Source organism: Paenibacillus sp. PvP094 (genome assembly GCF_040546835.1).
Lineage (GTDB): Bacteria > Bacillota > Bacilli > Paenibacillales > Paenibacillaceae > Paenibacillus > Paenibacillus illinoisensis.
On the sequence record NZ_JBEPOM010000001.1, the window covers coordinates 1641770 to 1662678 of the forward strand.

Genomic DNA, 20909 nt, shown 5'->3' on the forward strand with positions numbered 1-20909 from the left:
TCTCGCGTTCGCTCCTTTCGGTCTCGGGCATTTAATAGCAGCAAAACCGGCTGCCTGATCGGGCAGCCGGCTGATCAATACAATTCCATCAAACAATCAAAACTATTGTTGCAATGGATCCTTCACAACGATTTTGCCGGATACGATATCTTCATTAATTGCTTTTACCTTGTCGATAACTTCCTGTCCAACAAAATCACTCAGTGCGGATTCGCTATCACGTGTAACGAAAGTCAGACCGACACCGTCCTCTTTCAGGCCATAGTTTACAGCACCTGCTTTGAAGTTTCCTTCTACGAAATCCTTCACCGTCTCATAAGCAACCGTATCTGTGGATTTCAATTGGGACAATACGATGTGCTCTGGATCTTCAACCGTGCGATCGGTATCCTGACCGGATGTATAGAAGCCTTTTTCCTTCGCTGCTTCGAATACGCCAAGGTCACCTACTGCAGATGCACCAGCAATGAAGTCAGCGCCTTTGCCGAATTGTACCAATGCCAGTTCTTTTGCCTTGGCCGGGTCATTGAAGCCACCAACGTAGTTCACGAGGAATTCCGCATCCGGGTTAACGGATTCCAGACCCGCTTTGAAACCTTCGGTATATTTCTTGATCAATGGAACGTCCACTGCTGCGATCATGCCGACTTTATCCGTTTTGGTAGATAGTCCGGCAGCTGCACCAAGCAGATACGCTCCTTCGTATTCACGGAAACCAACGCTACGTACGTTAGGCAGATCAACCGTTGTATCCACAATGGCAAACGACTTGTCCGGATTCTCGGCAGCCACCTTTTTCAGTGCATCTTCTGCCTGGAATGTCGCCGTAATAATCAGATCATAGTTCTCCGCAACCGCAGCACGCAGATTTTGCTCGAATGCTGCCGGGTCTGTGGATTCGATCGTTTTGGTATCCAATTTAAACTCTTCGCCTGCTTTTTTGAAACCTTCATCCATTTGTACAAAGAACGGGTTTACCCCGATTTTTTCAGGAAGTACGAGTGCCATGCGCAGTGATTTCTCACTGTCGCCACCTTGGGCCGATTGTTCGTCTTTGGAAGCTGAAGTTCCACAAGCCGCGAGCAAAACTGCCAACATGATGATCGATAAGACGAACGATAAGCCTCTTTTCATTTTGAAGATTCCCCTTTTCCACATTCTTTTTTTAATAATCCTAGCGGATACTGTCGATCCTTGTCAATAAATCTTTGTGCATAAACATTCAAATTAAATATAATTATTTCATCACCTACGAAGATACTTTGGGAAGCGCTCCAGAATGGCTTTTTTCCGTTGACATGGGTGGCTTCGCCGTGCTAAAGTCAATCCAATTATTAAATTCACATCGGTTTTGTCAGAATTATAGCGCAAACTGTTTCATTTTCCAACCATATCTTAAGGAGGCTATTCATATGAAAAAAATCACCCAGTTCACACTGGCGGCTCTGCTCGCCGCGCCAGTCACGATCGGCAGCCTCAGCTTGCCCGCTTCGGTTTCCGCTGCATCTGCTTCGCCCGTCGCGCCATCCGCATCGCAAACCGCAAAAGCAACCCCATCCCAGACTCCATCCGTGTATACGGAGAGTGCAGCCGATTATGCTCAGTTCCTGCAGGCCAAATACGACATCCAGCTGCCACAGCAGCTGACCAAGGGTGAATTCATTCAGGCCATAGCAGCTATTATTGGAGCAGATTCAGCAGCGGACTCTACGGAAGAAGCCAACGGAAGTCAGACCCAGACTCCTGCTTTTACCGATCTGAGCTCGGGAGATTCATCTTATGATGCAGCCATCACCCTACATAATAATGGCATCCTGTCTGGTACAGAAATTCGTGCCGGTGACACCCTTAGCACTTATGCTGCGGTATTCATTGCCGTCAAGGCAGCTGGATTCAAGGAACTTGCGTATACATATCCGGAAGAGAAAACAAAACAAGCGCTCACCAAGCTTGGCATCAGCCCGAATCGCGTTCAGGGTCAGGCGGCTCAGGAGCTCGCCGCTGCCATCGATACTGGTCTGGTTCCGGAAAGCCTCTATCCTGCTCTGCGTAAGGGCGGAGCGGCGAGTACTGATTTTGCCAACATCTTGCTTGGCCGGGTATTGACCAGTCAGGGAAAATATAAGCATGAGATCGGACGCTCTGGCGATGCCGACATCTACTCCAAACTGTATGCCGCGTATCGCACAGCGGATCTGATTGAAGCACCCGAATTAAGAGAGATTGTGGATCAGGCATTACGGGATGACCTCGTTACAGGCTACAACCTGAAGGATAGCCGCTTCGATTCCAATTTTATCGAAGAACTGACGTTGACTTATGGACATGACGATATCAAACATGCCGTGCAGCTGATTGGCCTGCTTCGCAGCGAGGGCATTGATGCCGATGTGCAATTCCAGCCGAAAACCTCTGCCTTCATCTATTTGAAGGAATGGGGCGAGCCCAAGGAAACGCCGGATTACAAAGTGACCCAAATTGAAAATGGTAATTATATTGCATATGCCAAGGAATATGATATTCAATTTGAATTCAACAACACGGCGGACAAGGCCCTCTTCAATGACATTATTCTGAAATATGCCAAAAAGAACAGCGATGATGCCTCTGCCCTCATTTATGCTTCCTGGTGGCAGCCGCTTTATTATTCACCGACAGCTGTTCAGGACTATCCTGTCATTGCCAACAACAAGATTTCACTCGGCAATTACTACGCTCAATCCTTCTCATTGAAAGAGAATGCGAAAGGTATTCAGGAAGGCTTCCGGAAGCTTGCTCCAGATGCGGACATTACCAGCTACAACTTCTGGGTAGATCAGCCTTTCTTCAATTATTTGAACGGGGAATCGGAGTAAACAAATATTCGTTACCTGTTAGAATTAATCTCGTAATTTGTCACACAAACAGCCGTTTTTCGCGAACCGCGCGATGGATTGAATCCACGGTTCCGTAAAGACGGCTTTTCATTTATTTTTTTGCAAAATTCTTCTTCAAAATCATTTCTCCTTTGAAGGATTTACCAGTAAAAGGTCGAATAACATATGTACACAAAAAGAAACCGCAATGACACATATCTGAATGACAGGAGTTAATCATGGTATATGACGGCATTCTGCTCGGTTTGATCGTTGGACTGTTCCGGGGAGGGTACCGGTATGGTCTCCACCAGTTTGCAACACTTCAACTTCGCGGCGGGTGGATATTCCCACTGTTGCTGCTTGCCCAATTCCTTATCTTTTTCTTACAGGGAAGACTGGATTGGGTTGCATCTATCAACGGGTATCTGTTTGCGGCGGTGTACGTTACAGGCCTTGCATTTCTGTGGCTGAATCGGCATCACCGGGGATTTACGCTGATCTGGATTGGCGTGTTCCTCAATTTCATCGTTATGGCGGTGAATGGTGGACGCATGCCTGTCTCGGTGGAGGCTTCCGCTGTACTCGGACCTTACTATGTGGATATGCTTCGTGAAGGTGGAGCGGTCTCGAAACACTATATGATGGATGCATCTACCCACCTTTCCTTCCTGGGTGATATCATCCCGCTCTCCAGTCCTTATCCGCGGACCCAGGTGATCAGCATCGGCGATGTGGTCATGAACATTGGTATATTCCTGTTTATCCAGTACATGATGGTGAATCGTTCCGGCAAGGCTGCAATGCCAGCGACATCCATCCGGCCTGAAGAGATTAGGACAGACTCCAAGGAAGGGAGGTCTTTTCCATGAAAAAATTTGAAGGCATTAAATATTCCCGCATCGTCATCAATGCAATCATCGTAGCTTCTGTCGTTGTCGCGTTGACTTCGGGATACAAGCTGGGCGGCTAGTACATACTTGCCAACCAAGACAAACAGGCTGCCAGCGGCCTGTTTTTTCTTTCTGGATTTTTACCAGGTAACTTGTTATGTTATACATCTAAATAGTACAAACCGATATCTATACATCAAGAGCCGACTAAACCAAGCAGGAGAATTTGTATGAACTTTATTCGTAATCTTATCCATAAAGCAGACCGAAGCAGCATGTATGTTGTTTTGCTGTGCTGTGCAGGCATCGGTATTTTTCTGTATATGAACAAGTTGTCTTATCTGCACCTCTCCACTGAGGAATGGGTTATGGTCTATACCATGCTGGGTGCCGCGCTGATTCTGGATTACTTCACCTTTCAGATCCCACCCAAGGGTAATCAGCAATCCATGGACTCTTCCGTGTATCTTGCCTGTATCTTCATGTTCGGCGGTGCGTTCAGCCTGTCTGTGCTCCTGCCCGTTTCCCTCATTTTATTAATCAAGGATCGCAAGCTTGCCTGGTGGAAACACATTGTTAATTTCAGCATTTACAGCCTTATGATTGCGGGAGCAGCTTCCATATTTACATGGACAGGCGGTGTTCCAGGAACGCTGGACGGGTATAATCTGTTTCCTTACTTTGCAGCACTTGCCGCATACTTTATCATTAATACGATCACGCTGGGCTTATTCTTTCATTTCTCCACCAAAGATGCTCTGCAGCAGATGAAACGTGCGTTCGTGACCGAGTCGCTGCTCGTCTATCTATGTACACTGATTCTGGCGCTCGTGCTCACCATACTGGTCATTCATAATGGCATTCTGGGCTTGCTGCTCTACTTGAGTCTCAGCATTCTGTTATCTCACGCGTTCAAACAGCTGTTCCTGATGTACCAGAACATTGAAGAAAAGGCAAATACCGATCAACGAACTGGTCTCTTTAACCACAGCCACTTCGAAAACATGCTGGAAAATGAGCTGGCATCTGCCCGTGCGGCAGGAACGCCGCTCTCCTTGGGGCTAATCGATATTGATGACTTCAAAAAGTATAATGATCGCTTCGGTCACCTGCAGGGTGACAGTCTGCTTGCTCTGCTAGGAGATTTTCTAAACCGCAAGACGGAGGGTACCGAGGTCACTGCTTTTCGGTACGGCGGGGAAGAATTCACGCTGCTCATGCCAGGCATGGAGCTGGACGAGGCTTATACCTTTATGAACAAACTGCGCAAGCAGCTGAATGATACTCCTTTTGAAGGAGTCGAGGTGTTTCCGCACGGCTGTCTCTCCTTCTCCGCCGGGGTCGCACGATACCAGGTAGATATGTACAATAAATCACAGCTTGTGGACCAAGCTGACAAGGCGCTCTACTATGCCAAAAAACAGGGCAAAAACAATGTCCATCGTTATGGCAGCAATGACGGCATGGAACATGAAATTGACCTGGTACAGGATGTGCGGGATATCGAGCAGCAGCTGAACCTGTTCAGGTACAAGGATATCGACACATTCAAACACTCCAAAAGAGTATATAAATACGCCCTGGATCTCAGTGAGCTGCTGGAACTCGACAATGCGGAGAAACGGCAGTTTGTACTGGGTGCTTTGATTCATGATATCGGTAAACTGGAGATTCCGTGGTCCATCCTGAACAAAAAGGAAAAGCTTACCGCAGAGGAATGGGAAACGATTAAAGGACATGTCACCTGGGGCAAAAAAATGGTGATGACCAACGAACGTTTCAACGATCTGATCCCGTATATTGAATTGCATCATGAGCGGTTTGACGGCAAAGGATATCCCTACGGTTTAAGAGACCGTGAAATTCCCCGCTTGTGCCGAATGCTGACTGTCATTGATTCATTCGACGCGATGACCACCGAACGACCGTATCAGAAAACCAAAACGGTGGATGAAGCGATCAACGAACTGCGGGCGTGTGCGGGCTCCCAATTCGATCCTGAGCTGGCGGAGCTTTTCATCCGTTATATTCAGAAGAAGACAGCACAGCAGCTGTTATCCTAACGCACGCTAACGTACAGCTGTCCACAAAATCCCTATATAATGCCAAAGCGCTACCCCCGGTCCATTGGGGATAGCGCCATTTTCATTTTCATCAATGAGTCAATCTTGGAATTCAGGACAGCTCTTAACGAACCAATTCCAATTAACGGGTGGTGCTCAGCTCATGTGAAGTTTGATGCAGCTCTTTGATCATCTGCTGCAAAAACATGTTATCCTGGCGACTGATTCCGTGCTGATTGTCTTGAAGAAGCATCTGATGAATATTCTTCTTGAGCAACTCACTACGACGTTCCAATACCTCTTGATTCATGTTGTTGCGTTCACTCCTTAACATGGTTTGTCATGAATTCACGTTCTATATAAGTATAAAGAACCTTCCGCCTCAGGGAAAACAGGCACAGCTCTCCTCTCCCGTATACATCCAGCCTCACACTCCATGACATTCTGTCACGACATGTCGTTCTTAGATATCCTTCTATATACTCCCGTATCCACCTATATATCCTCCGAGACCAACAGACTAGGTGCCAGAGACAGGTTGGGTTATAATGGGGCATAGATTCGTACAAAGAGTCGATATTAAAGGAGTTCTGGATGCATGTCCTACAAACAAATCAAGTGGATGATCCTGCTGATTCCCACATTAACCGTTGGTCTCTGGGAATACATACGTCATCAATTTTTAATGCCCTACCTCTCCATGGATGCGGGGAATTGGCTCACTCCCGTTATCGTATACCTTGTCAGCGTAACGCTGCTGAGCCGACTGTTCAAGATGCTGGAAGGCGCAAGAGCGGCGCTGGAACAGGAACGTGCCTCCAAGGCCGCCCTTGAGGCCAGGGACCAGCTGGCCCGCGAACTTCATGACGGGATCGCGCAATCCCTTTTTCTCTTGTCTGTCAAAACTGACAAAGCCGAGCGTGGTATGGCCGGCACTGGTCACGAACATGAAATTCAGGAAATCCGCAAGACTGTACACGAAGTAAATGCCTATGTCCGGCAAGCCATCGCCCAGCTGCGATATGTGCCCGGCCATACTGCCATGCCTACAGGAGTTTCTCTTCAGGGACAGGTCGAATCCCTAACGGAGGAAACGATACCTGGAGCCCAGGTTCATTGGGAACTGGACAGTCATTTCTTTACGCCAAAAGAACAAGTTGAGCTCCTCGCCTGCATTCGGGAAGCTCTGATTAACGTACGCAAACACGCGCAGGCCTCCCATGTTCAAGTGGAAGCGGAGGGCAATCCTCTCTCCTGGTCTGTTCGCATTCAGGATGACGGCGTAGGTGTCAGCGGCGATCCACTGCACATCAAGGACCGATATGGACTGCGGATTACGAAGGAACGTGCCATTCAGATGGGCTGGTCCTTTTCTCTGGATTCCGAACCCGGCTTAACACGAATGACGATAGGTAAAGGGGATGCTTAACATGGAACATGTACGTGTACTGGTTGTCGATGACCATGCCCATGCGCGCGAGGCGATATGCAGCATTTTGTCGGAAGACAGCCTATTTGAAGTCATTGGTACGGCATCAAATGGACAGGAAGCACTGGAACTTACCGAACAGTGGATGCCAGATCTTATTCTGATGGACGTACAGATGCCTGATATGGATGGTCTCGAAGCCACCCGGCTGATCAAGCTCCGCTATCCTTACGTGATCATCGTTATGGTGACGGTCTCCGACGATGTAACGTATCTGTTCGAAGCACTGAAACAGGGTGCCCAGGGTTATTTGCTCAAAAACCTGGCCCCCTCCACCTGGCTGGAATATCTGCGTGCGATCGTATCGGACGATGCACCGCTCAGCAAGGAGCTGGCGTACCGGATTTTGCAGGAGTTCCCTGCGCCCCGAAGTGAAGATGTGCCGGACAACCCGCTTACCACACGGGAGCTCGAGATTCTGCAGTGGGTATCCGCCGGGTATACGAACCGCGAAATAGCAGACCAGCTCGGCATTTCCGATCAAACGGTGAAGAATCATCTCAAAAATATTTTGCAGAAGCTGCAGCTCGAAAACCGTGTTCAACTGACCCGCTACGCACTTGAAAGCGGCCTTGCCGGACGAAAACTGCGCAAGTAGCAAGCATTCATGCTTTTGTCACAATTCTTGGAATATAATCGTTTTTTTATAGCCCGATGTAGTCATACGCCGTTATTTTGGACAAAGTTATAATGGTATAGATTGTTATCGGCATCCGAAGAATAACTACAATTCTATAACCTGAGGGTGATGTTTTTTTGAGTTTAGGACGTTTTACGATGAGATGGGATAAACGGCACTGGGCCGTAATGCTTTCCCTGCTGCTCATGTGTTGTCTGGTTATGCCGCAATGGGCTTCAGCCCATGCTTATATTGTTCAGGCCTCGCCAGGGGAGGACGAGCTGGTAGCCACTGCTCCAGAGCGCTTGACACTGGAATTCAATGAATCGCTGCAAACGGCCTTCTATGATATTAAAATTACCGCACCTGACGGTACACAAGCGGATGACGGCAACGTGCAGATAGACGCCGAGCGTCCTCACGTGCTTGAAACGGGGCTGCGCAGCGGACTTGGCAACGGTACATATGCCGTCAGCTGGAAAGCCGTGTCGGCTGATGGCCATCCCATTCAGGGAGCCTATGTATTCCATATCGGGGAACCGTCAGGTGCCCCTGCGGGTCTGGCGGATCTGACCTCAGGAACTGGTCAAACGGGCGGTCCAATCAAATGGATACTGTCGCTGACCGATTGGATTCAATATCTTGCATTGTCTGTCATCCTGGGCTCGCTCGCCTTCCTGCTCTTCCGGATTGCTCCGTCATCCATAGCAAGAGAGCCCATGGAGGTGCCAGGCAGCTATAAGCTGTTATGGATCAGCTATGCGGCAGCTTCTGTAGCCGCAATCATCAGTTTGCCGCTGAACACCATTTACGAGTCAGGGGTAGCTATCAATGAATTCAGCTGGGCACTGATGGGCAGTGCCTTGAAGCTAACGTCGTTTGGCCTCATTTGGATGGCACAAATGCTCATTCTGATGCTGCTTGCAGTCACAATTCTGTCAGGATATGACCGAGATCGCTCTTTGAAGATCCGCATCTGGTCATCTTATGGTTCACTGGTACTTGTACTGGGATGGCTGCTCACGCATGCTATGACAGGTCATCCTGCCGCAGCCGAGCAGCGTGGACTTGCCATAACCATGGACTATGTCCACCTGATTGCAGCAGCATTCTGGATTGGTGCCCTGACGGCCATGGCGGTTTGTCTGCCTCCACTGGCAGACAAGCTTCCTCCGAAGGTACGAGGAGAGGTGTATTGGGGAGCTATCCGCCGTTTTGCGGCTTGGGGCATTGGTGCTGTAGCCGCTCTGGTTGCTACAGGGATCTATAGCAGTTTGGTCATTTTACCCGAACCTGTACTGACGTCCCTGTTCACCACCACTTACGGTTACGTGCTGCTTGCGAAGATCGTTTTGCTGCTGGTGATGATCGCATTCGCATGGCGTCATGCCCGAACGGCCAGACAGGGCAAGGGTAACCGACTGGCAGGCAGTCTTAAAGCAGAGCTCGCTATAGGTGCCGTTGTACTGGCTCTGGCTGCTGTACTCACCCATCTGTCCCCCGGCCAGCCTGAAGCCGCTGGTCCATTCAAGGGAGTACAAACCACAGAGGATGGCTCAGCGATCACACTTCAGGTCAGCCCCAATGTTACCGGTGAGAATCAGTTCGAGGTTGGTGTAAAAGCACCTGACGGCAGCGTAGTAAATGATCTGGAGCAGATCACCTTAACGCTGACCCACCTGGATATGGATATGGGAATTTATGAAATCACCATTCCAAAAAATGATACAGGCGTGTACCAAGCGGAAGAATACATCTCCATGCCTGGACGATGGAGCATCAAGGTTCACCTGTTGACTCGATCCCTCGATTCACTGGATACCGAGTTCGAGATCGACACAGCGAATCCATAATTTTTCTAGAAAAAGAGAGGGGTAATTTATTTTGAAAAGAACATCCTGGACTTCCAAACTTACATCCACTATAGCGGCAGGTGCTGCAGCGCTCATGCTGTTCGCCAGCTTCGCGAGTGCTCACGTAACTGTCAGCCCAGCGGCCGCACAGACCGGAGCATGGCAGACGTACACGATCAAAATCCCTTCTGAGAAGGATCTGCCAACAACCAAGATCACGATGAAGGTTCCGGAAGGTGTAGCCTTCAAGCAATATCAGCCACTGGCTGGATGGAAAATCACCACGGAGAAAAACAGCTCGAACGAAGTCACATCGATTACCTGGGAAGTGGATGGAGATAACGAGGGGATCCTCGCCGGACAATTCCAGCAATTTAACTTTGTCGCACAAAATCCGGATACAGCAACAGAAGTAGCATGGGACGCTTTCCAATACTATAGCGATGGCAGTATCGTAGAATGGACAGGACAACCTAGTGACAGCACACCTCACAGTATTACGGCTATTAGCGAAGATCCTGCAGCTGCAGGCAATCAAGCCGCAGCAGGTGGCCATGACAGCGCAGGTACAGCTGGCAATGCAAGCGATGACGAAGCAGCCGCTGGAGATAACAATGCTGCAGACGATACCAAGGCTGACGATGATACCACGCTCGGCGATGCATTGAACGACACGGTTACAGGTGAGCCGAATAATACGGATTCAGATCCGGGTACATTGAAGCTGCAGCAGGCAACACTGATCGTATCGATTCTGGCATTGATTATGTCCTTCCTGGGCATTGCACTCGCAACACGCCGCAAAAAGAGATAACACGCAGTCTTCTAAATACCGGTTAAACGTAACAAAAGAGCCTTGGCAGATGCCAAGGCTCTTTCTTGTTAGATGAGACTTACCATACTTCGTTTCAACGTTTACGATTAACGTTCCTGATCCGTCTGGATCATGATCTCAATATATTGCAGCAAGCTCTGCTTCTGCTGTTCAATTGAATGGATTCGACTGGACAGCCCGGCGAAGAATCCTTCAATCTGCTGCCTGGTGTAGTCAGCCGACTGACCCTTCCAGTCATTCAGCCGTGCATACAGGGCTCTGGCTTCCTGCTCATCTGCCTGCAGGCGGGCCAGCAGCCGTGTAAGCTCCTTCTCCGCAATTCGAAGGTCATTCAGTTCCACCAGCAATTGTCCGCTCATGCCTATCCCCTCCCCTTATGTACATATCGCTATCGATCTCCTGGCAGCTCCGGTGTTTAATTAAAATGAACCGGACTCTCATCAGCCTGGCGGAAGGCATCTGCCTTCTGATCAATGAAGTCGAGGAATTGACTCGTATGCTTCATATGCCATGTACTTAATTCGTTAATGGACGCATCAAGCTGGGTTACAATGGGCTCCAGTCTGCGACTGCGGCTGGTATGCAGATATTGAGCCATACGGCTGCGCACCTGATTGAGCTCAGCGTTGCACTGCTGTGCATTTTGCTTCCAGCGGGAAGCGACGCTCTTCAGTTCTTCCGGCGTTACCTGAATCAGACCGGAAGCGGCCCCCACTGCAGCCATGTTTCTTGCCAAGTTACTTGCGTGCGCCCCCATGTTTCGCATGAACGCAGCAAGGTCAGACAACGCATTCGATGGTTGACGCGGAGAGTATTCAATTCTCTCACCTGTCACCGGATCGTATAAATCATTGGAGATGTAGCCATTCTCAAATTGGTATTGTTTCAGATCATGGTACTCTTTTCCTCCAAATGTATTGTTGATCTTGTCCATCATACTCATGCTGTCATTCATGTCTTTATAGTTGGAATTGATGTAATACATGGACCCAACATGACGATCATACCCTCCGAAAAAACCACTTGCCACAAAGTCTCCTGGATGCCCATAGTTGATAATCTGATTATCAAATCCACCTTCCTCCGCCTTTCGTTTCATCTCTGGCGTGAGGCTTGAGATCACGGAAGGTGCACTGAAGGTAACTGCCGGAAGTCCTGTATATGCAGCCGCATATTGAGCATTCCCTCCTCCGAGTGAATGTCCCGTCAATGTGAAATCCAAATTTTTATATTTATTCTGCATGTCTTTGGCATAGTCTTCCGCTTCATACATTTGGTTGGGACCTATGCTGAATGTCTTATCCAGCTTCTTATCCAGTTCCCCCACAGCATTCTCCACGGTAGTTATACCTGTCACATCCCTGACTTTCTGGATTCCACTAGATAACCAATCGGGTGTGATATCCGTGCTCTGCTCAATCTTCCTCCCCAGCTCAGGGATGGCAATCTGTCCATCCGCGTAAAAGTCACGGCCTTTTCGATCCCATCCGGCACTTCCCTCTGTACCCCGATAAGCAATAACCGCCTGTTCGGTTTCCGGGTTATAAAAGGTTACGGCATCGAAGCCGGAGTAGGAATTGCCATGCGTATCTTCGAGAACCTGCCAGCCAGGCAGATTCGCATATTCCGTGCCCGCTTTTGCATTTTCATAAGCCAATTCGGACATTAAACGGTATGTTTCATCATCAATTCTTTGGGCGTCCCCCACAATGCTTCACCTCCAAAAAAAATCATTGGAATTCTATTTTTCAAAAGGGTCATAGCCTTTAGCTATAATTGCTTCCTTGATGGCAGGACTCATGCCAAAATTTTTCATCTTTTTCTCGTTATAGTCATATGAAATCGTAAATTCCTGATCCTCATGCTCGGCCACATGTCCCTCCAGCGCGATGGAATCCAGCGCCATCTCAGGTAGCAGTTCCTTATTTGTAATAACAACGTTCAACTCAAACTTATCTTTAAAATACTTTATTGCTTCCGTCTCCGCCTCAGTAAAATAGGCTTGTTTTTCACTTTCCTTCATATTCTGACACCCTCCCAAAATAAAAGCAGATAATATGGTTAATAAGCATAACCATGATAATTGGCGTATCCACCGCACGATGATCACCTTCTCTTTGATTTTCAATAATTCAATTTATTGTTGTTAAGTGCATCATAGTACAAAATCAACATGACTACATCGGCTCACCGCATCGTTTTTATGTAACTTTCCTCCTAAATGGTTCCATTAAAGTATTCGGGTTACATTACCCAATTTCCTGATTTTTGCAACAAATTTGCAGCATTTGCGCAGACACGCAAAAGAGCCGCCCCATATTAGGGCAGCCCTCCAATTTACTATGCCTATAATCTTATTCCAGCACCATCCTTAAGGCAGTAAGCGCAATACCAATAACGAATCCGGTCACGGCACCGTTGATCCGAATCCATTGAAGATCCTGACCAACCTTGTCCTCGATCAACGAGATCAACGATGCATTATCCATTTTATCAACATTTTCACGGACCAGATTACCGATCTTGGAATGGTTCTTTTCCAGCAGTGTTGTCACGCCTTCGACAATCTTGGCATTCATGCCATCCAGCAATGCACTGTCTGAGCGCAGATCGGACAATACCCGCTCAATGGCAGGGAGCGCATACGTCTCCACATACTTTCCATCTTCCATAGCGGCGAGTGCTCTTTCCCTCAGTTCGGTAAGCTTGTTCAGCACGGTTTCTTCCGCGTCCCAGCTGTCCAGCAGGCTGTCTTTCCAGCCGTTCAATCCGCCACGCACACTCTCGTTCAAGGCAAGACGCACTGCTTGAGTTCGAACCAGACCTAACACCTTATACCGGAGGGCACTTCCCTCACGCTTCATATCCTCCACCTGGTCAAACAAATATCCCTGCAGGATGCTGCCAAGCTTCTCCTCATTCATATAGCCAAGGAAGGCATTCATGGCAAATTGCATAAGCCCATTCATCTGAATGCCACTAATCGCCTTCATGCCGCTCTCACCCAGAAACGTGATGGTCTCCGGCTTCACCAACCACTCTTCCGCCTGCTTCAACCCGTAGTCCAATGCCTTCGTGTCATATCCACGTTCACTCAATTGAATGGATGCCCGTTCCAGGATCGGTCCAAGGTCGAAGTCCCCGGCTTGTGATTTGATCTCGCTTGCAACCAGCGGCGCAATCTGCTCCAGCGGCAGGCCAGCCAGAATACGTTTGCACAGCGTGTCGATCATCGTTTTGACACCATCATTGTGAAGTTCACGTGACATGATGTCGAGTACCATTTCCGCTGCCTTGAAACCGGCAATCTTCTCGGTAATGCTGTCTTTGTTCAGCAAATTGTTCTCCACCGCAGAAACAAGGCCCTCCGTCATCTTATCCCGGTTCTTTGGCAGCAAGGCCGTATGCGGAATCGGAATGCCGAGCGGATGGCGGAACAATGCCGTTACAGCGAACCAGTCGGCAAGCCCCCCTACCAATCCCGCTTCAAATGAACCCACCAGCAGCTTGCCTACGACACTGCCCTGAAACGGCAATGAAGCGGCAAAGCCTGCCCCCATTACGACGAGTGACCAGGCTGCTGCCTTTTTGGTTTGTTTAGGTTTAGCCATCATTCTTGCTCCTTTATCATTAATCACACGTCTAAATCCCAATTGGATCTGTCCGTGCATATTCCGTTCTTTTTTCGAATGTGAATAATCCAAAGCGGTTAATTAGCACTTTACTTTTCATTATTTTCGCTTCCACATCGCGTATACTTCATCTTATCACCCGCAAGCACCAAAACCAAACCTCCAGCTGCCAAAAAGAGCAAAAGAGATTGATTTTCCGTAAAATTGCTGCCTATCTTTTTCCTTTCCCAAGGGCTTTTAGTATAATCAGGAAAGATGGCCTATCATATACGATTGGCTGCCTTGCAGCAGGGTAATTACATAGTGGGACAATTGAAGGAACAGGGAGGAATTTCGGAACATGAAAAACGTGCAGGACACAACGACACTCTATAACGGAGTCAAAATGCCTTGGCTGGGTTTTGGCGTATTCAAAGTGAAAGATGGAGAAGAAGTGGTTGAAGCCGTCAAAACGGCCATTCAGGCAGGTTATCGCAGCATCGATACAGCCAAAGCCTACAACAACGAGACAGGTGTAGCCCAAGGTATTCGTGAATCCGGAGTTGCCCGCGAGGATCTGTTCATTACCACCAAAGTATGGAACAGCGACCAAGGCTATGAATCAACATTGGCCGCCTTCGAAGCCAGCATGGAACGACTCGAACTTGAATATCTTGATCTCTATTTGATTCACTGGCCAGTCAAGGGCAAATACAAGGATACATGGAGAGCGCTGGAGAAACTGCACCGGGAAGGACGCATCCGCGCTATAGGCGTAAGCAACTTCCAGATTCACCATCTGGAGGATCTGATGACGGATGCCACCATTAAACCTGCTGTGAATCAGGTCGAGCTTCACCCGCTGCTGATTCAATCGGAGCTCCGGGACTACTGCAATAAACACCAGATCCAGATTGAGGCCTGGTCTCCACTCGGCCAAGGCAATCTGCTGGAGCACCCGCTTCTTCAGGATATTGCAGCGAAGTACGGCAAATCCCCCGCACAGGTCATTTTGCGCTGGGATCTTCAAAACGGCATCGTGACCATACCCAAATCCGTTACGCCACAGCGTATTCGAGAGAATGCTGATCTATATGATTTTGAACTGACTGCGGATGAGGTTGAACAGATTAATGGACTGAACGAAAATAAACGCTTCGGTTCGGATCCGGATAATTTTAACTTCTAAGCTCAGTCATTTAGGCAAGCTACATGAAATAGAGGAAAACCAAAAAAATCCCGATTCGAATGCATCTGCATCCGAATCGGGATTTTGCCGTTCAAACGTTTTAACCGATCAGCCTTTGGAAACCAGCTTGAAATCATCATAGTGGAAACCTGGCGCAACCACACACGTTACGAGCACTGGCTCATCTCCCAGTGGACGTGCCGTTTGCCATACCCCAGCTGGAACAAGCACCTGCGGCGATTGCCCTGCAGCAAGATCCATGCCAAGCACAAGCACTTCCTCATTCTCAGGGTTTTCCCCTTTGCCGCCCAGTTTCAATTCAATTGGACTTCCGCTGTGCCACAACCACAGCTCATCGGACAGTACGGTGTGCCACTCGGAAATTTCATGCGGGTGCAGCAAGAAGTATGTCGAGCTTGCAGAGAATCTTGGGCCGGAATAAGCTTCCGGCAGAACGGATTGCGGGATTTGATAAGAAGCCTTCCATACTTCTTTATACCAACCGCCTTCAACGTGGGGCTGCATATCCAGTGCAGCAACCAGAGGCGATAATTCATGTGTCGTCATAACCTGTTTCCTTCCTTCCAAATCATATTGGAGACCCTCTTCCAGAGTTCGGCCTCACTCTCCCTACTGTAAAACATCGCTGTTCGTTTGTCACCCTTAGAACCGGTCCATTCCATTTTAACGAAACTTTTGATAGCGTTTACAACAAACTGGATTTTCCGTTATGATATGGATATAAACGTAAATCAGATGAAGTAGAAGGGAGCCTGATCATGAGTATGATTGAGGATCGAATTGGACCCAAATATCGCATTGGGGAAAATTCATTCACCATTGAATACATGCGCAGACATGAAGGCAATGCCATGCCGCAGCCTCACGCTCATTCATTTTACGAGCTGTATTACCTGCTTGAAGGAGAACGGGTGTATTCCATGAACGGCCAGCTCCTGACCGCGAGAAAAGGTGATCTGATCCTCATTAATCCGCATGATGTGCATACAACGTCCAGAGGAAACAGGCCCGGATTCGAACGAATTCTTATCGGTTTCTCTCCTTCGTTTGCCACCGGGATGGAACTCGGTGTGTGCGGTCTGCTCCCTTTCGAACGATCAAGGCTTCTTCACCTCCCAGAATCAGAGCAGCAAGAGATGGAACGCATGCTATGGCAGATGCTGCGCGAATGCAAGGAGCGCCGCCCTCACTATGAGATGGTTGTCAGAAGCCTGCTCGCTCAGCTTCTGATCCATATCTATCGGGTAGAAGAAAATAGTCGCCTGATGTCACCCGGCCCAATTCACCCGATGCAGGATAAAATCGGCGAGATTGCCGCTTACGTGAACAGACATTACAACGAACCGCTTACCTTGGAGGATGCGGCAGCCCGTTTCTATATCAGCCCATCCTATCTGAGCCGGATGTTCAGTCGGTTTACCGGTTTTCGCTTCAGTGAGTACTTACGGGTCGTGCGGGTGCGAGAAGCGCAGCGGCGCCTATTGTCCACCCAGGAGCGGGTGCAGTTGATCGCGGAGAAGGTCGGGTTTGAGCACACGGCTCATTTCAACAAAACATTCAAACAGGTGACCGGAACCACCCCTTTGCGCTATCGAAAAGAGCATCGCTAGTACAGGGAATCTTGGGAAGTTGAAGATAGAAGCCGAGTGGGTAGCCCTACCCGGATGAATGTGTCTCTATATCACAAAAATCAGGATGATACATGGAGACACATGCTACACCACTGCGGCTGAGTGTGAATCAATGAACGACTTGCTATTCATTCGTATCAAGGACTCTTATCTGCGGATGAGCACACCGCTTCTCACCTCAGGACCCATGGAAATCTGGCGCCCTTCCTCATCTGCATCGTCCTCCCGGCACACAATTCCGGCAGACTCGTGTCCTGTTACAATCAGAAGCCGGCCGTCAGGCCCTTTTCCCTGAATTCCCTCTATTTCAGCTCCCTTGCACTGGTGTAAATGGATCAATGATCCTTCTGAAATCCGGGCTCGCAGATTGGCAATTCTCAAATGCTTCGCATGAGCACAATGTATACCGTTCCGAGCAGTGACGTCATATCCTTCAACCACTACACCGTCCAGAGGCATTTCGGGCAGCCCGCTTACGAATAAAGCCATCTCTGCACCTGCACAGATAACATCCGATATACGAATATCGCGGAACACCGGGGTCTCTTCACTAATTTCCTGAAACAGATCGCTTCCGCGGGCTGATCCCTCCATATTTGCATAGAAAAAGGAAAACGAGATGGCTTCCATGATAATATCTTTCATATAGATACGCTGAATTTCAATATCTTCAACGACTCCACCGCGCCCGCGGGCGCTTTTGAACCTTAGTCCAATATCCGTCCCAATAAACGTACAATCCGATACCCGCACATGCCGTACACCACCTGACATCTCACTGCCAATAACGAATCCGCCATGACCATGATACACAGTGCAATCCCGAATGGTAATATATTCAGATGGCAGACCGAGCTCTCGGCCTTCCGCGTCCTTGCCGGATTTCAGGCAGATGGCATCATCCCCCACATCGAACACACTGTGCTCCACGACAACATGACGGCATGATTCAATATCCAGCCCATCGCCATTCTGAGAAAACCACGGGTTTCGTACACTCACGTTACGTATGGTAACGTGCTCCGATGCCCAAGGATGCAGGTTCCATGCAGGTGAGTTCTGGAATGTTGGACCATCCAGCAGCACCCGCTTGCACCGACGCAAACTGACCATGTTTGGACGTAAAAAGTCTCTGGCATCCTCATAAGCTGACAATTCACGCTCCTGCTCCATATGAAGCCGGTTGGCGATGGCGCCACCTTCGAGGGCCGAGGCCGAAGGCCACCAGATTTCTTCATTTTCACCCGAATGCTCTACAACACCACCGGAAGCAACCAATCGACTCCATTGTGAAGCGGTCATCTTGGACCGTTTGACTGGACGCCACGCTTCTCCGCTGCCATCCCATATTCCCTCACCTGTAATCGCGATATCCTCCAACGATTCTCCGTCAATTGGAGATTGGCATCTCACCACCTGCCACCCCTCGAAGCTCGAAGCAATCAGAGGATAATGATCAAACTCGCGACTGAACGTAACCAAAGCTCCCGCCTCTGTGTGCAGCTCAATGCGACTGCGAAGCACAATCGGACCTGTCAGCCAGACTCCTGCCGGAATAACGATTCGTCCGCCACCTGCTTCAGCACACGCGGCTATAGCAAGCCTGAACACCTCCGTATTGTCCGTCACGCCGTCTCCTTTTGCTCCGTAGTCCGTGATGCAGAAATCCCGAGCGGGAATGTCAGGTAGAGCAACCTCATAGGCTTTCGTATTCGCTTGGATACCTTCTCTTGCACTTAATGGGGAGTAGTATGTATTCATCGTTCAGAACATCCTCTCTTCTCTGTATTGGGATTGGACTGTGATCGACATAGCATAGCTTTCAGGAATGAGTATTATCACCCATCATATCAACGGGATCTGGACCAAGGTTGTGTTTTTTTGCCATGTAGCGTTAGAATTTGAGGTTATTTGTTCCGTTACCCTGGACATAGGATAGGTATCAACACCAGTATACTCTATACATCTATTCCAAAGGTTGTAAAAACTCTAGGAGATTCGATTCATTTTTCTGTCAGGATTCGTCACAAAGAACTCACCCACTTAACAAATATATAACGTATTTTTGGCCTACAGCCCTATTAAACCTCATACTTATGTCATGTTTTATTACAAACCAATTGCCAGAAGAAGGATGACTATGTATGATTAAATAACTAGTTTCAATTTATTCCTTATTATTCCTTTTTCAAACCAACGTTGCAGAAAGGATGGGTTACTCTTGATTGAATTTAGGGGTGTGCAGAAGCACTTTGGTCATTTTCATGTCCTCAAAGATATCCATCTCCACATTGAAGAAGGAGAGGTCGTTGTCATTATTGGCCCTTCCGGCTCCGGCAAAAGTACACTGCTCCGCTGCATCAACCGTCTGGAGACCATTACGGAAGGCGAACTCGTCGTCAGCGGTGTCCCTTTACATCAGAAAAAGGTGGACATCAACCTCTTCCGTCGCGACATTGGCATGGTATTTCAACACTTCAATCTCTATCCTCACAAAAAAGTCATCGATAACATTACACTTGCCCCAGTAAAGGTACGTAAACAGCCCAAAGCTGAGGCAGCTGCTACGGCAATGAAATATTTAACCCGTGTTGGCATTGCCGACAAGGCTGACAGCTATCCCTCCCAGTTGTCGGGTGGACAGCAGCAGCGGGTCGCTATTGCGCGGGGACTCGCCATGGAGCCCAAAATCATGCTCTTTGACGAGCCCACCTCTGCGCTCGACCCTGAAATGATCGGGGAAGTACTGGATGTCATGCGCTCTCTCGCACATAACGGCATGACCATGGTTGTCGTTACCCACGAAATGGGCTTTGCTCGTGAAGTGGCAGACCGTGTCATCTTCATGGACGAAGGCCGGATCGTGGAAGAGGCTTCTGCCACAGAATTTTTCGATAACCCGCGGGAAGAGCGGGCACAGCAGTTCCTAAGTCGTCTAATTCATCATTGAGAATTATAGAATATTCCATTTTGAAAGGGGTCTTTACTCATGAAGAATTTGCTGAAGTGGCCGTCGTTCGTCCTTGTTTTGGTTCTCTCGCTGGCATTGGCCGGCTGTAGTACGGGAGAGGAAGCTACCAACAGCAGCGGTGGTGGTGGCGGTGATGAGAATACTGCAGCCAAAGGAACCATTGAACAGATTAAGGAGCGCGGCAAGCTGATTGCCGGGGTCAAATATGATACGAAGCTCTTTGGCTTGAAGGACCCGGCAAGCGGTGAGGTCGAAGGATTCGATATCGATATCGCCAAGGCACTTGCCAAACAGATCCTTGGGGACGAGACCAAGGTTGAGCTGAAAGAGGTCACATCCAAAACCCGGATTCCCATGCTCCAGAACGGTGACATCGATATCATCATCGCTACCATGACGATCACGGACGAGCGGAAGGAGCAGGTGGATTTCAGTGACGTTTACTTCGAGGCAGGGCAGTCCCTTCTTGTAAAAAATGATAGTGCCATCACTGGACTGGAGAGCCTTGGAGGCGTGAAGGTGCTCGCAGTTAAAGGTTCAACCTCTGCGCAGAATATTCGTGAAAAAGCTCCAGATGCCGAAGTACTGGAATTCGACAACTATCAGGATGCCTTCACTGCGCTCAAAGCGGGCAAAGGTGAGGCACTGACGACGGACAATATCATCCTGATCGGCATGCAGCAAACGGACAACAACTACAAGCTGGTTGGTGGCAACTTCACAAGCGAGCCATATGGAATGGCCATCCGCAAAGGCGACACTGCTTTTGTAGAAGAAGTAAACAGCCTGCTCAAGAGCATGAAAGACAGTGGTGAATACGATACGTTACATGAAAAATGGCTGGGCAGCAAGCCCGAGTAACCTCGATTAACGATGAAC

19 protein-coding genes are annotated in these 20909 nt (G+C 48.7%); 11 read left to right on the forward strand and 8 right to left on the reverse strand.

Annotation, left to right across the window (positions count from 1 at the left end):
* Positions 1–102: 102 nt before the first annotated feature.
* Positions 103–1134: a BMP family lipoprotein gene (locus ABIC22_RS07595; protein WP_354479852.1), complete on the reverse strand. Its 1032-nt coding sequence runs from the start codon at positions 1132–1134 to the stop codon at positions 103–105.
* Between the two features lie 278 nt (positions 1135–1412).
* Here ABIC22_RS07595 and ABIC22_RS07600 point away from each other — a divergent pair, with 278 nt between their 5' ends.
* The 3 genes from ABIC22_RS07600 (at position 1413) to ABIC22_RS07610 (ending at position 5811) form a co-directional block, all read left to right on the forward strand.
* Positions 1413–2855 carry a hypothetical protein gene (locus ABIC22_RS07600; RefSeq protein WP_354479855.1) on the forward strand — a complete coding sequence of 481 codons (1443 nt, stop codon included), beginning with the start codon at positions 1413–1415 and terminating at the stop codon, positions 2853–2855.
* A 239-nt stretch (positions 2856–3094) separates the two neighbouring features.
* Positions 3095–3727: a DUF5317 domain-containing protein gene (locus tag ABIC22_RS07605; protein ID WP_354479858.1), complete on the forward strand. Its 633-nt coding sequence runs from the start codon at positions 3095–3097 to the stop codon at positions 3725–3727.
* 251 nt (positions 3728–3978) lie between these two features.
* Positions 3979–5811, forward strand: coding sequence for a bifunctional diguanylate cyclase/phosphohydrolase (locus ABIC22_RS07610; RefSeq protein WP_127539119.1), 1833 nt, complete (start codon positions 3979–3981; stop codon positions 5809–5811).
* 142 nt (positions 5812–5953) lie between these two features.
* Here the strand turns inward: ABIC22_RS07610 and ABIC22_RS07615 are convergent, their stop codons facing one another.
* Positions 5954–6121: a hypothetical protein gene (locus ABIC22_RS07615; RefSeq protein WP_164764296.1), complete on the reverse strand. Its 168-nt coding sequence runs from the start codon at positions 6119–6121 to the stop codon at positions 5954–5956.
* A gap of 288 nt (positions 6122–6409) precedes the next feature.
* Between ABIC22_RS07615 and ABIC22_RS07620 the strand changes: the two genes are divergently transcribed.
* The 4 genes from ABIC22_RS07620 (at position 6410) to ABIC22_RS07635 (ending at position 10586) form a co-directional block, all read left to right on the forward strand.
* Positions 6410–7240 carry a sensor histidine kinase gene (locus ABIC22_RS07620; RefSeq protein WP_354479863.1) on the forward strand — a complete coding sequence of 277 codons (831 nt, stop codon included), beginning with the start codon at positions 6410–6412 and terminating at the stop codon, positions 7238–7240.
* Position 7241: 1 nt separating this feature from the next.
* The gene (locus ABIC22_RS07625; RefSeq protein WP_354479865.1) at positions 7242–7898 is read left to right on the forward strand and encodes a response regulator; all 657 of its coding nucleotides are present in this window, start codon (positions 7242–7244) and stop codon (positions 7896–7898) included.
* Positions 7899–8077: 179 nt separating this feature from the next.
* Complete coding sequence (locus tag ABIC22_RS07630; protein ID WP_354479868.1) at positions 8078–9772, forward strand: copper resistance CopC/CopD family protein; 1695 nt, start codon at positions 8078–8080, stop codon at positions 9770–9772.
* Between the two features lie 31 nt (positions 9773–9803).
* Positions 9804–10586, forward strand: a complete 783-nt coding sequence (locus ABIC22_RS07635; RefSeq protein ID WP_354479871.1) for a YcnI family copper-binding membrane protein — start codon at positions 9804–9806, stop codon at positions 10584–10586.
* Positions 10587–10693: 107 nt separating this feature from the next.
* On the opposite strand, the gene ABIC22_RS07640 is transcribed toward ABIC22_RS07635, so the two are convergent.
* The 4 genes from ABIC22_RS07640 to ABIC22_RS07655 form a co-directional block, all read right to left on the reverse strand.
* Entirely contained in the window at positions 10694–10966 is a 273-nt protein-coding gene (locus tag ABIC22_RS07640) for a hypothetical protein (protein WP_153976645.1), read from the reverse strand.
* Positions 10967–11022: 56 nt separating this feature from the next.
* Positions 11023–12315 carry a Tle-like phospholipase domain-containing protein gene (locus tag ABIC22_RS07645; RefSeq protein ID WP_354479875.1) on the reverse strand — a complete coding sequence of 431 codons (1293 nt, stop codon included), beginning with the start codon at positions 12313–12315 and terminating at the stop codon, positions 11023–11025.
* Between the two features lie 33 nt (positions 12316–12348).
* Positions 12349–12630 carry a hypothetical protein gene (locus ABIC22_RS07650; RefSeq protein ID WP_127539116.1) on the reverse strand — a complete coding sequence of 94 codons (282 nt, stop codon included), beginning with the start codon at positions 12628–12630 and terminating at the stop codon, positions 12349–12351.
* 331 nt (positions 12631–12961) lie between these two features.
* The gene (locus ABIC22_RS07655) at positions 12962–14218 is read right to left on the reverse strand and encodes a DUF445 domain-containing protein (protein ID WP_354479878.1); all 1257 of its coding nucleotides are present in this window, start codon (positions 14216–14218) and stop codon (positions 12962–12964) included.
* A gap of 361 nt (positions 14219–14579) precedes the next feature.
* On the opposite strand from ABIC22_RS07655, the gene ABIC22_RS07660 reads away from it, so the two are divergent.
* Complete coding sequence (locus tag ABIC22_RS07660) at positions 14580–15407, forward strand: aldo/keto reductase (RefSeq protein WP_154896509.1); 828 nt, start codon at positions 14580–14582, stop codon at positions 15405–15407.
* Positions 15408–15515: 108 nt separating this feature from the next.
* Here the strand turns inward: ABIC22_RS07660 and ABIC22_RS07665 are convergent, their stop codons facing one another.
* Positions 15516–15974: a cupin domain-containing protein gene (locus ABIC22_RS07665; protein WP_095361613.1), complete on the reverse strand. Its 459-nt coding sequence runs from the start codon at positions 15972–15974 to the stop codon at positions 15516–15518.
* Positions 15975–16186: 212 nt separating this feature from the next.
* On the opposite strand from ABIC22_RS07665, the gene ABIC22_RS07670 reads away from it, so the two are divergent.
* Positions 16187–17038 (forward strand): helix-turn-helix transcriptional regulator, encoded by an 852-nt coding sequence (locus ABIC22_RS07670; protein ID WP_127539113.1) that lies wholly within the window; start codon positions 16187–16189, stop codon positions 17036–17038.
* A 168-nt stretch (positions 17039–17206) separates the two neighbouring features.
* Here ABIC22_RS07670 and ABIC22_RS07675 read toward each other — a convergent pair whose 3' ends face one another.
* Positions 17207–18820 carry a glycoside hydrolase family 28 protein gene (locus ABIC22_RS07675; RefSeq protein WP_354479882.1) on the reverse strand — a complete coding sequence of 538 codons (1614 nt, stop codon included), beginning with the start codon at positions 18818–18820 and terminating at the stop codon, positions 17207–17209.
* Positions 18821–19280: 460 nt separating this feature from the next.
* Here ABIC22_RS07675 and ABIC22_RS07680 point away from each other — a divergent pair, with 460 nt between their 5' ends.
* A complete protein-coding gene (locus ABIC22_RS07680; RefSeq protein WP_110756680.1) occupies positions 19281–20009 on the forward strand; it encodes an amino acid ABC transporter ATP-binding protein in 729 nt (242 codons plus the stop codon).
* A gap of 39 nt (positions 20010–20048) precedes the next feature.
* Positions 20049–20891 (forward strand): ABC transporter substrate-binding protein, encoded by an 843-nt coding sequence (locus tag ABIC22_RS07685; RefSeq protein WP_354479886.1) that lies wholly within the window; start codon positions 20049–20051, stop codon positions 20889–20891.
* The last annotated feature ends 18 nt before the right edge of the window (positions 20892–20909 follow it).

Excerpts from the sequence above, each read along its gene's own strand:
- ABIC22_RS07595 (WP_354479852.1), bottom strand. The coding sequence starts at position 1,134 with ATGAAAAGAGGCTTATCGTTCGTCTTATCGATCATCATGTTGGCAGTT.
- ABIC22_RS07640 (WP_153976645.1), bottom strand. The coding sequence starts at position 10,966 with ATGAGCGGACAATTGCTGGTGGAACTGAATGACCTTCGAATTGCGGAG.
- ABIC22_RS07615 (WP_164764296.1), bottom strand. The coding sequence starts at position 6,121 with ATGAATCAAGAGGTATTGGAACGTCGTAGTGAGTTGCTCAAGAAGAAT.
- ABIC22_RS07665 (WP_095361613.1), bottom strand. The coding sequence starts at position 15,974 with ATGACGACACATGAATTATCGCCTCTGGTTGCTGCACTGGATATGCAG.
- ABIC22_RS07625 (WP_354479865.1), top strand. The coding sequence starts at position 7,242 with ATGGAACATGTACGTGTACTGGTTGTCGATGACCATGCCCATGCGCGC.
- ABIC22_RS07605 (WP_354479858.1), top strand. The coding sequence starts at position 3,095 with ATGGTATATGACGGCATTCTGCTCGGTTTGATCGTTGGACTGTTCCGG.
- ABIC22_RS07620 (WP_354479863.1), top strand. The coding sequence starts at position 6,410 with ATGTCCTACAAACAAATCAAGTGGATGATCCTGCTGATTCCCACATTA.
- ABIC22_RS07675 (WP_354479882.1), bottom strand. The coding sequence starts at position 18,820 with ATGAATACATACTACTCCCCATTAAGTGCAAGAGAAGGTATCCAAGCG.
- ABIC22_RS07600 (WP_354479855.1), top strand. The coding sequence starts at position 1,413 with ATGAAAAAAATCACCCAGTTCACACTGGCGGCTCTGCTCGCCGCGCCA.
- ABIC22_RS07670 (WP_127539113.1), top strand. The coding sequence starts at position 16,187 with ATGAGTATGATTGAGGATCGAATTGGACCCAAATATCGCATTGGGGAA.
- ABIC22_RS07660 (WP_154896509.1), top strand. The coding sequence starts at position 14,580 with ATGAAAAACGTGCAGGACACAACGACACTCTATAACGGAGTCAAAATG.
- ABIC22_RS07655 (WP_354479878.1), bottom strand. The coding sequence starts at position 14,218 with ATGGCTAAACCTAAACAAACCAAAAAGGCAGCAGCCTGGTCACTCGTC.
- ABIC22_RS07685 (WP_354479886.1), top strand. The coding sequence starts at position 20,049 with ATGAAGAATTTGCTGAAGTGGCCGTCGTTCGTCCTTGTTTTGGTTCTC.
- ABIC22_RS07650 (WP_127539116.1), bottom strand. The coding sequence starts at position 12,630 with ATGAAGGAAAGTGAAAAACAAGCCTATTTTACTGAGGCGGAGACGGAA.
- ABIC22_RS07630 (WP_354479868.1), top strand. The coding sequence starts at position 8,078 with ATGAGATGGGATAAACGGCACTGGGCCGTAATGCTTTCCCTGCTGCTC.
- ABIC22_RS07610 (WP_127539119.1), top strand. The coding sequence starts at position 3,979 with ATGAACTTTATTCGTAATCTTATCCATAAAGCAGACCGAAGCAGCATG.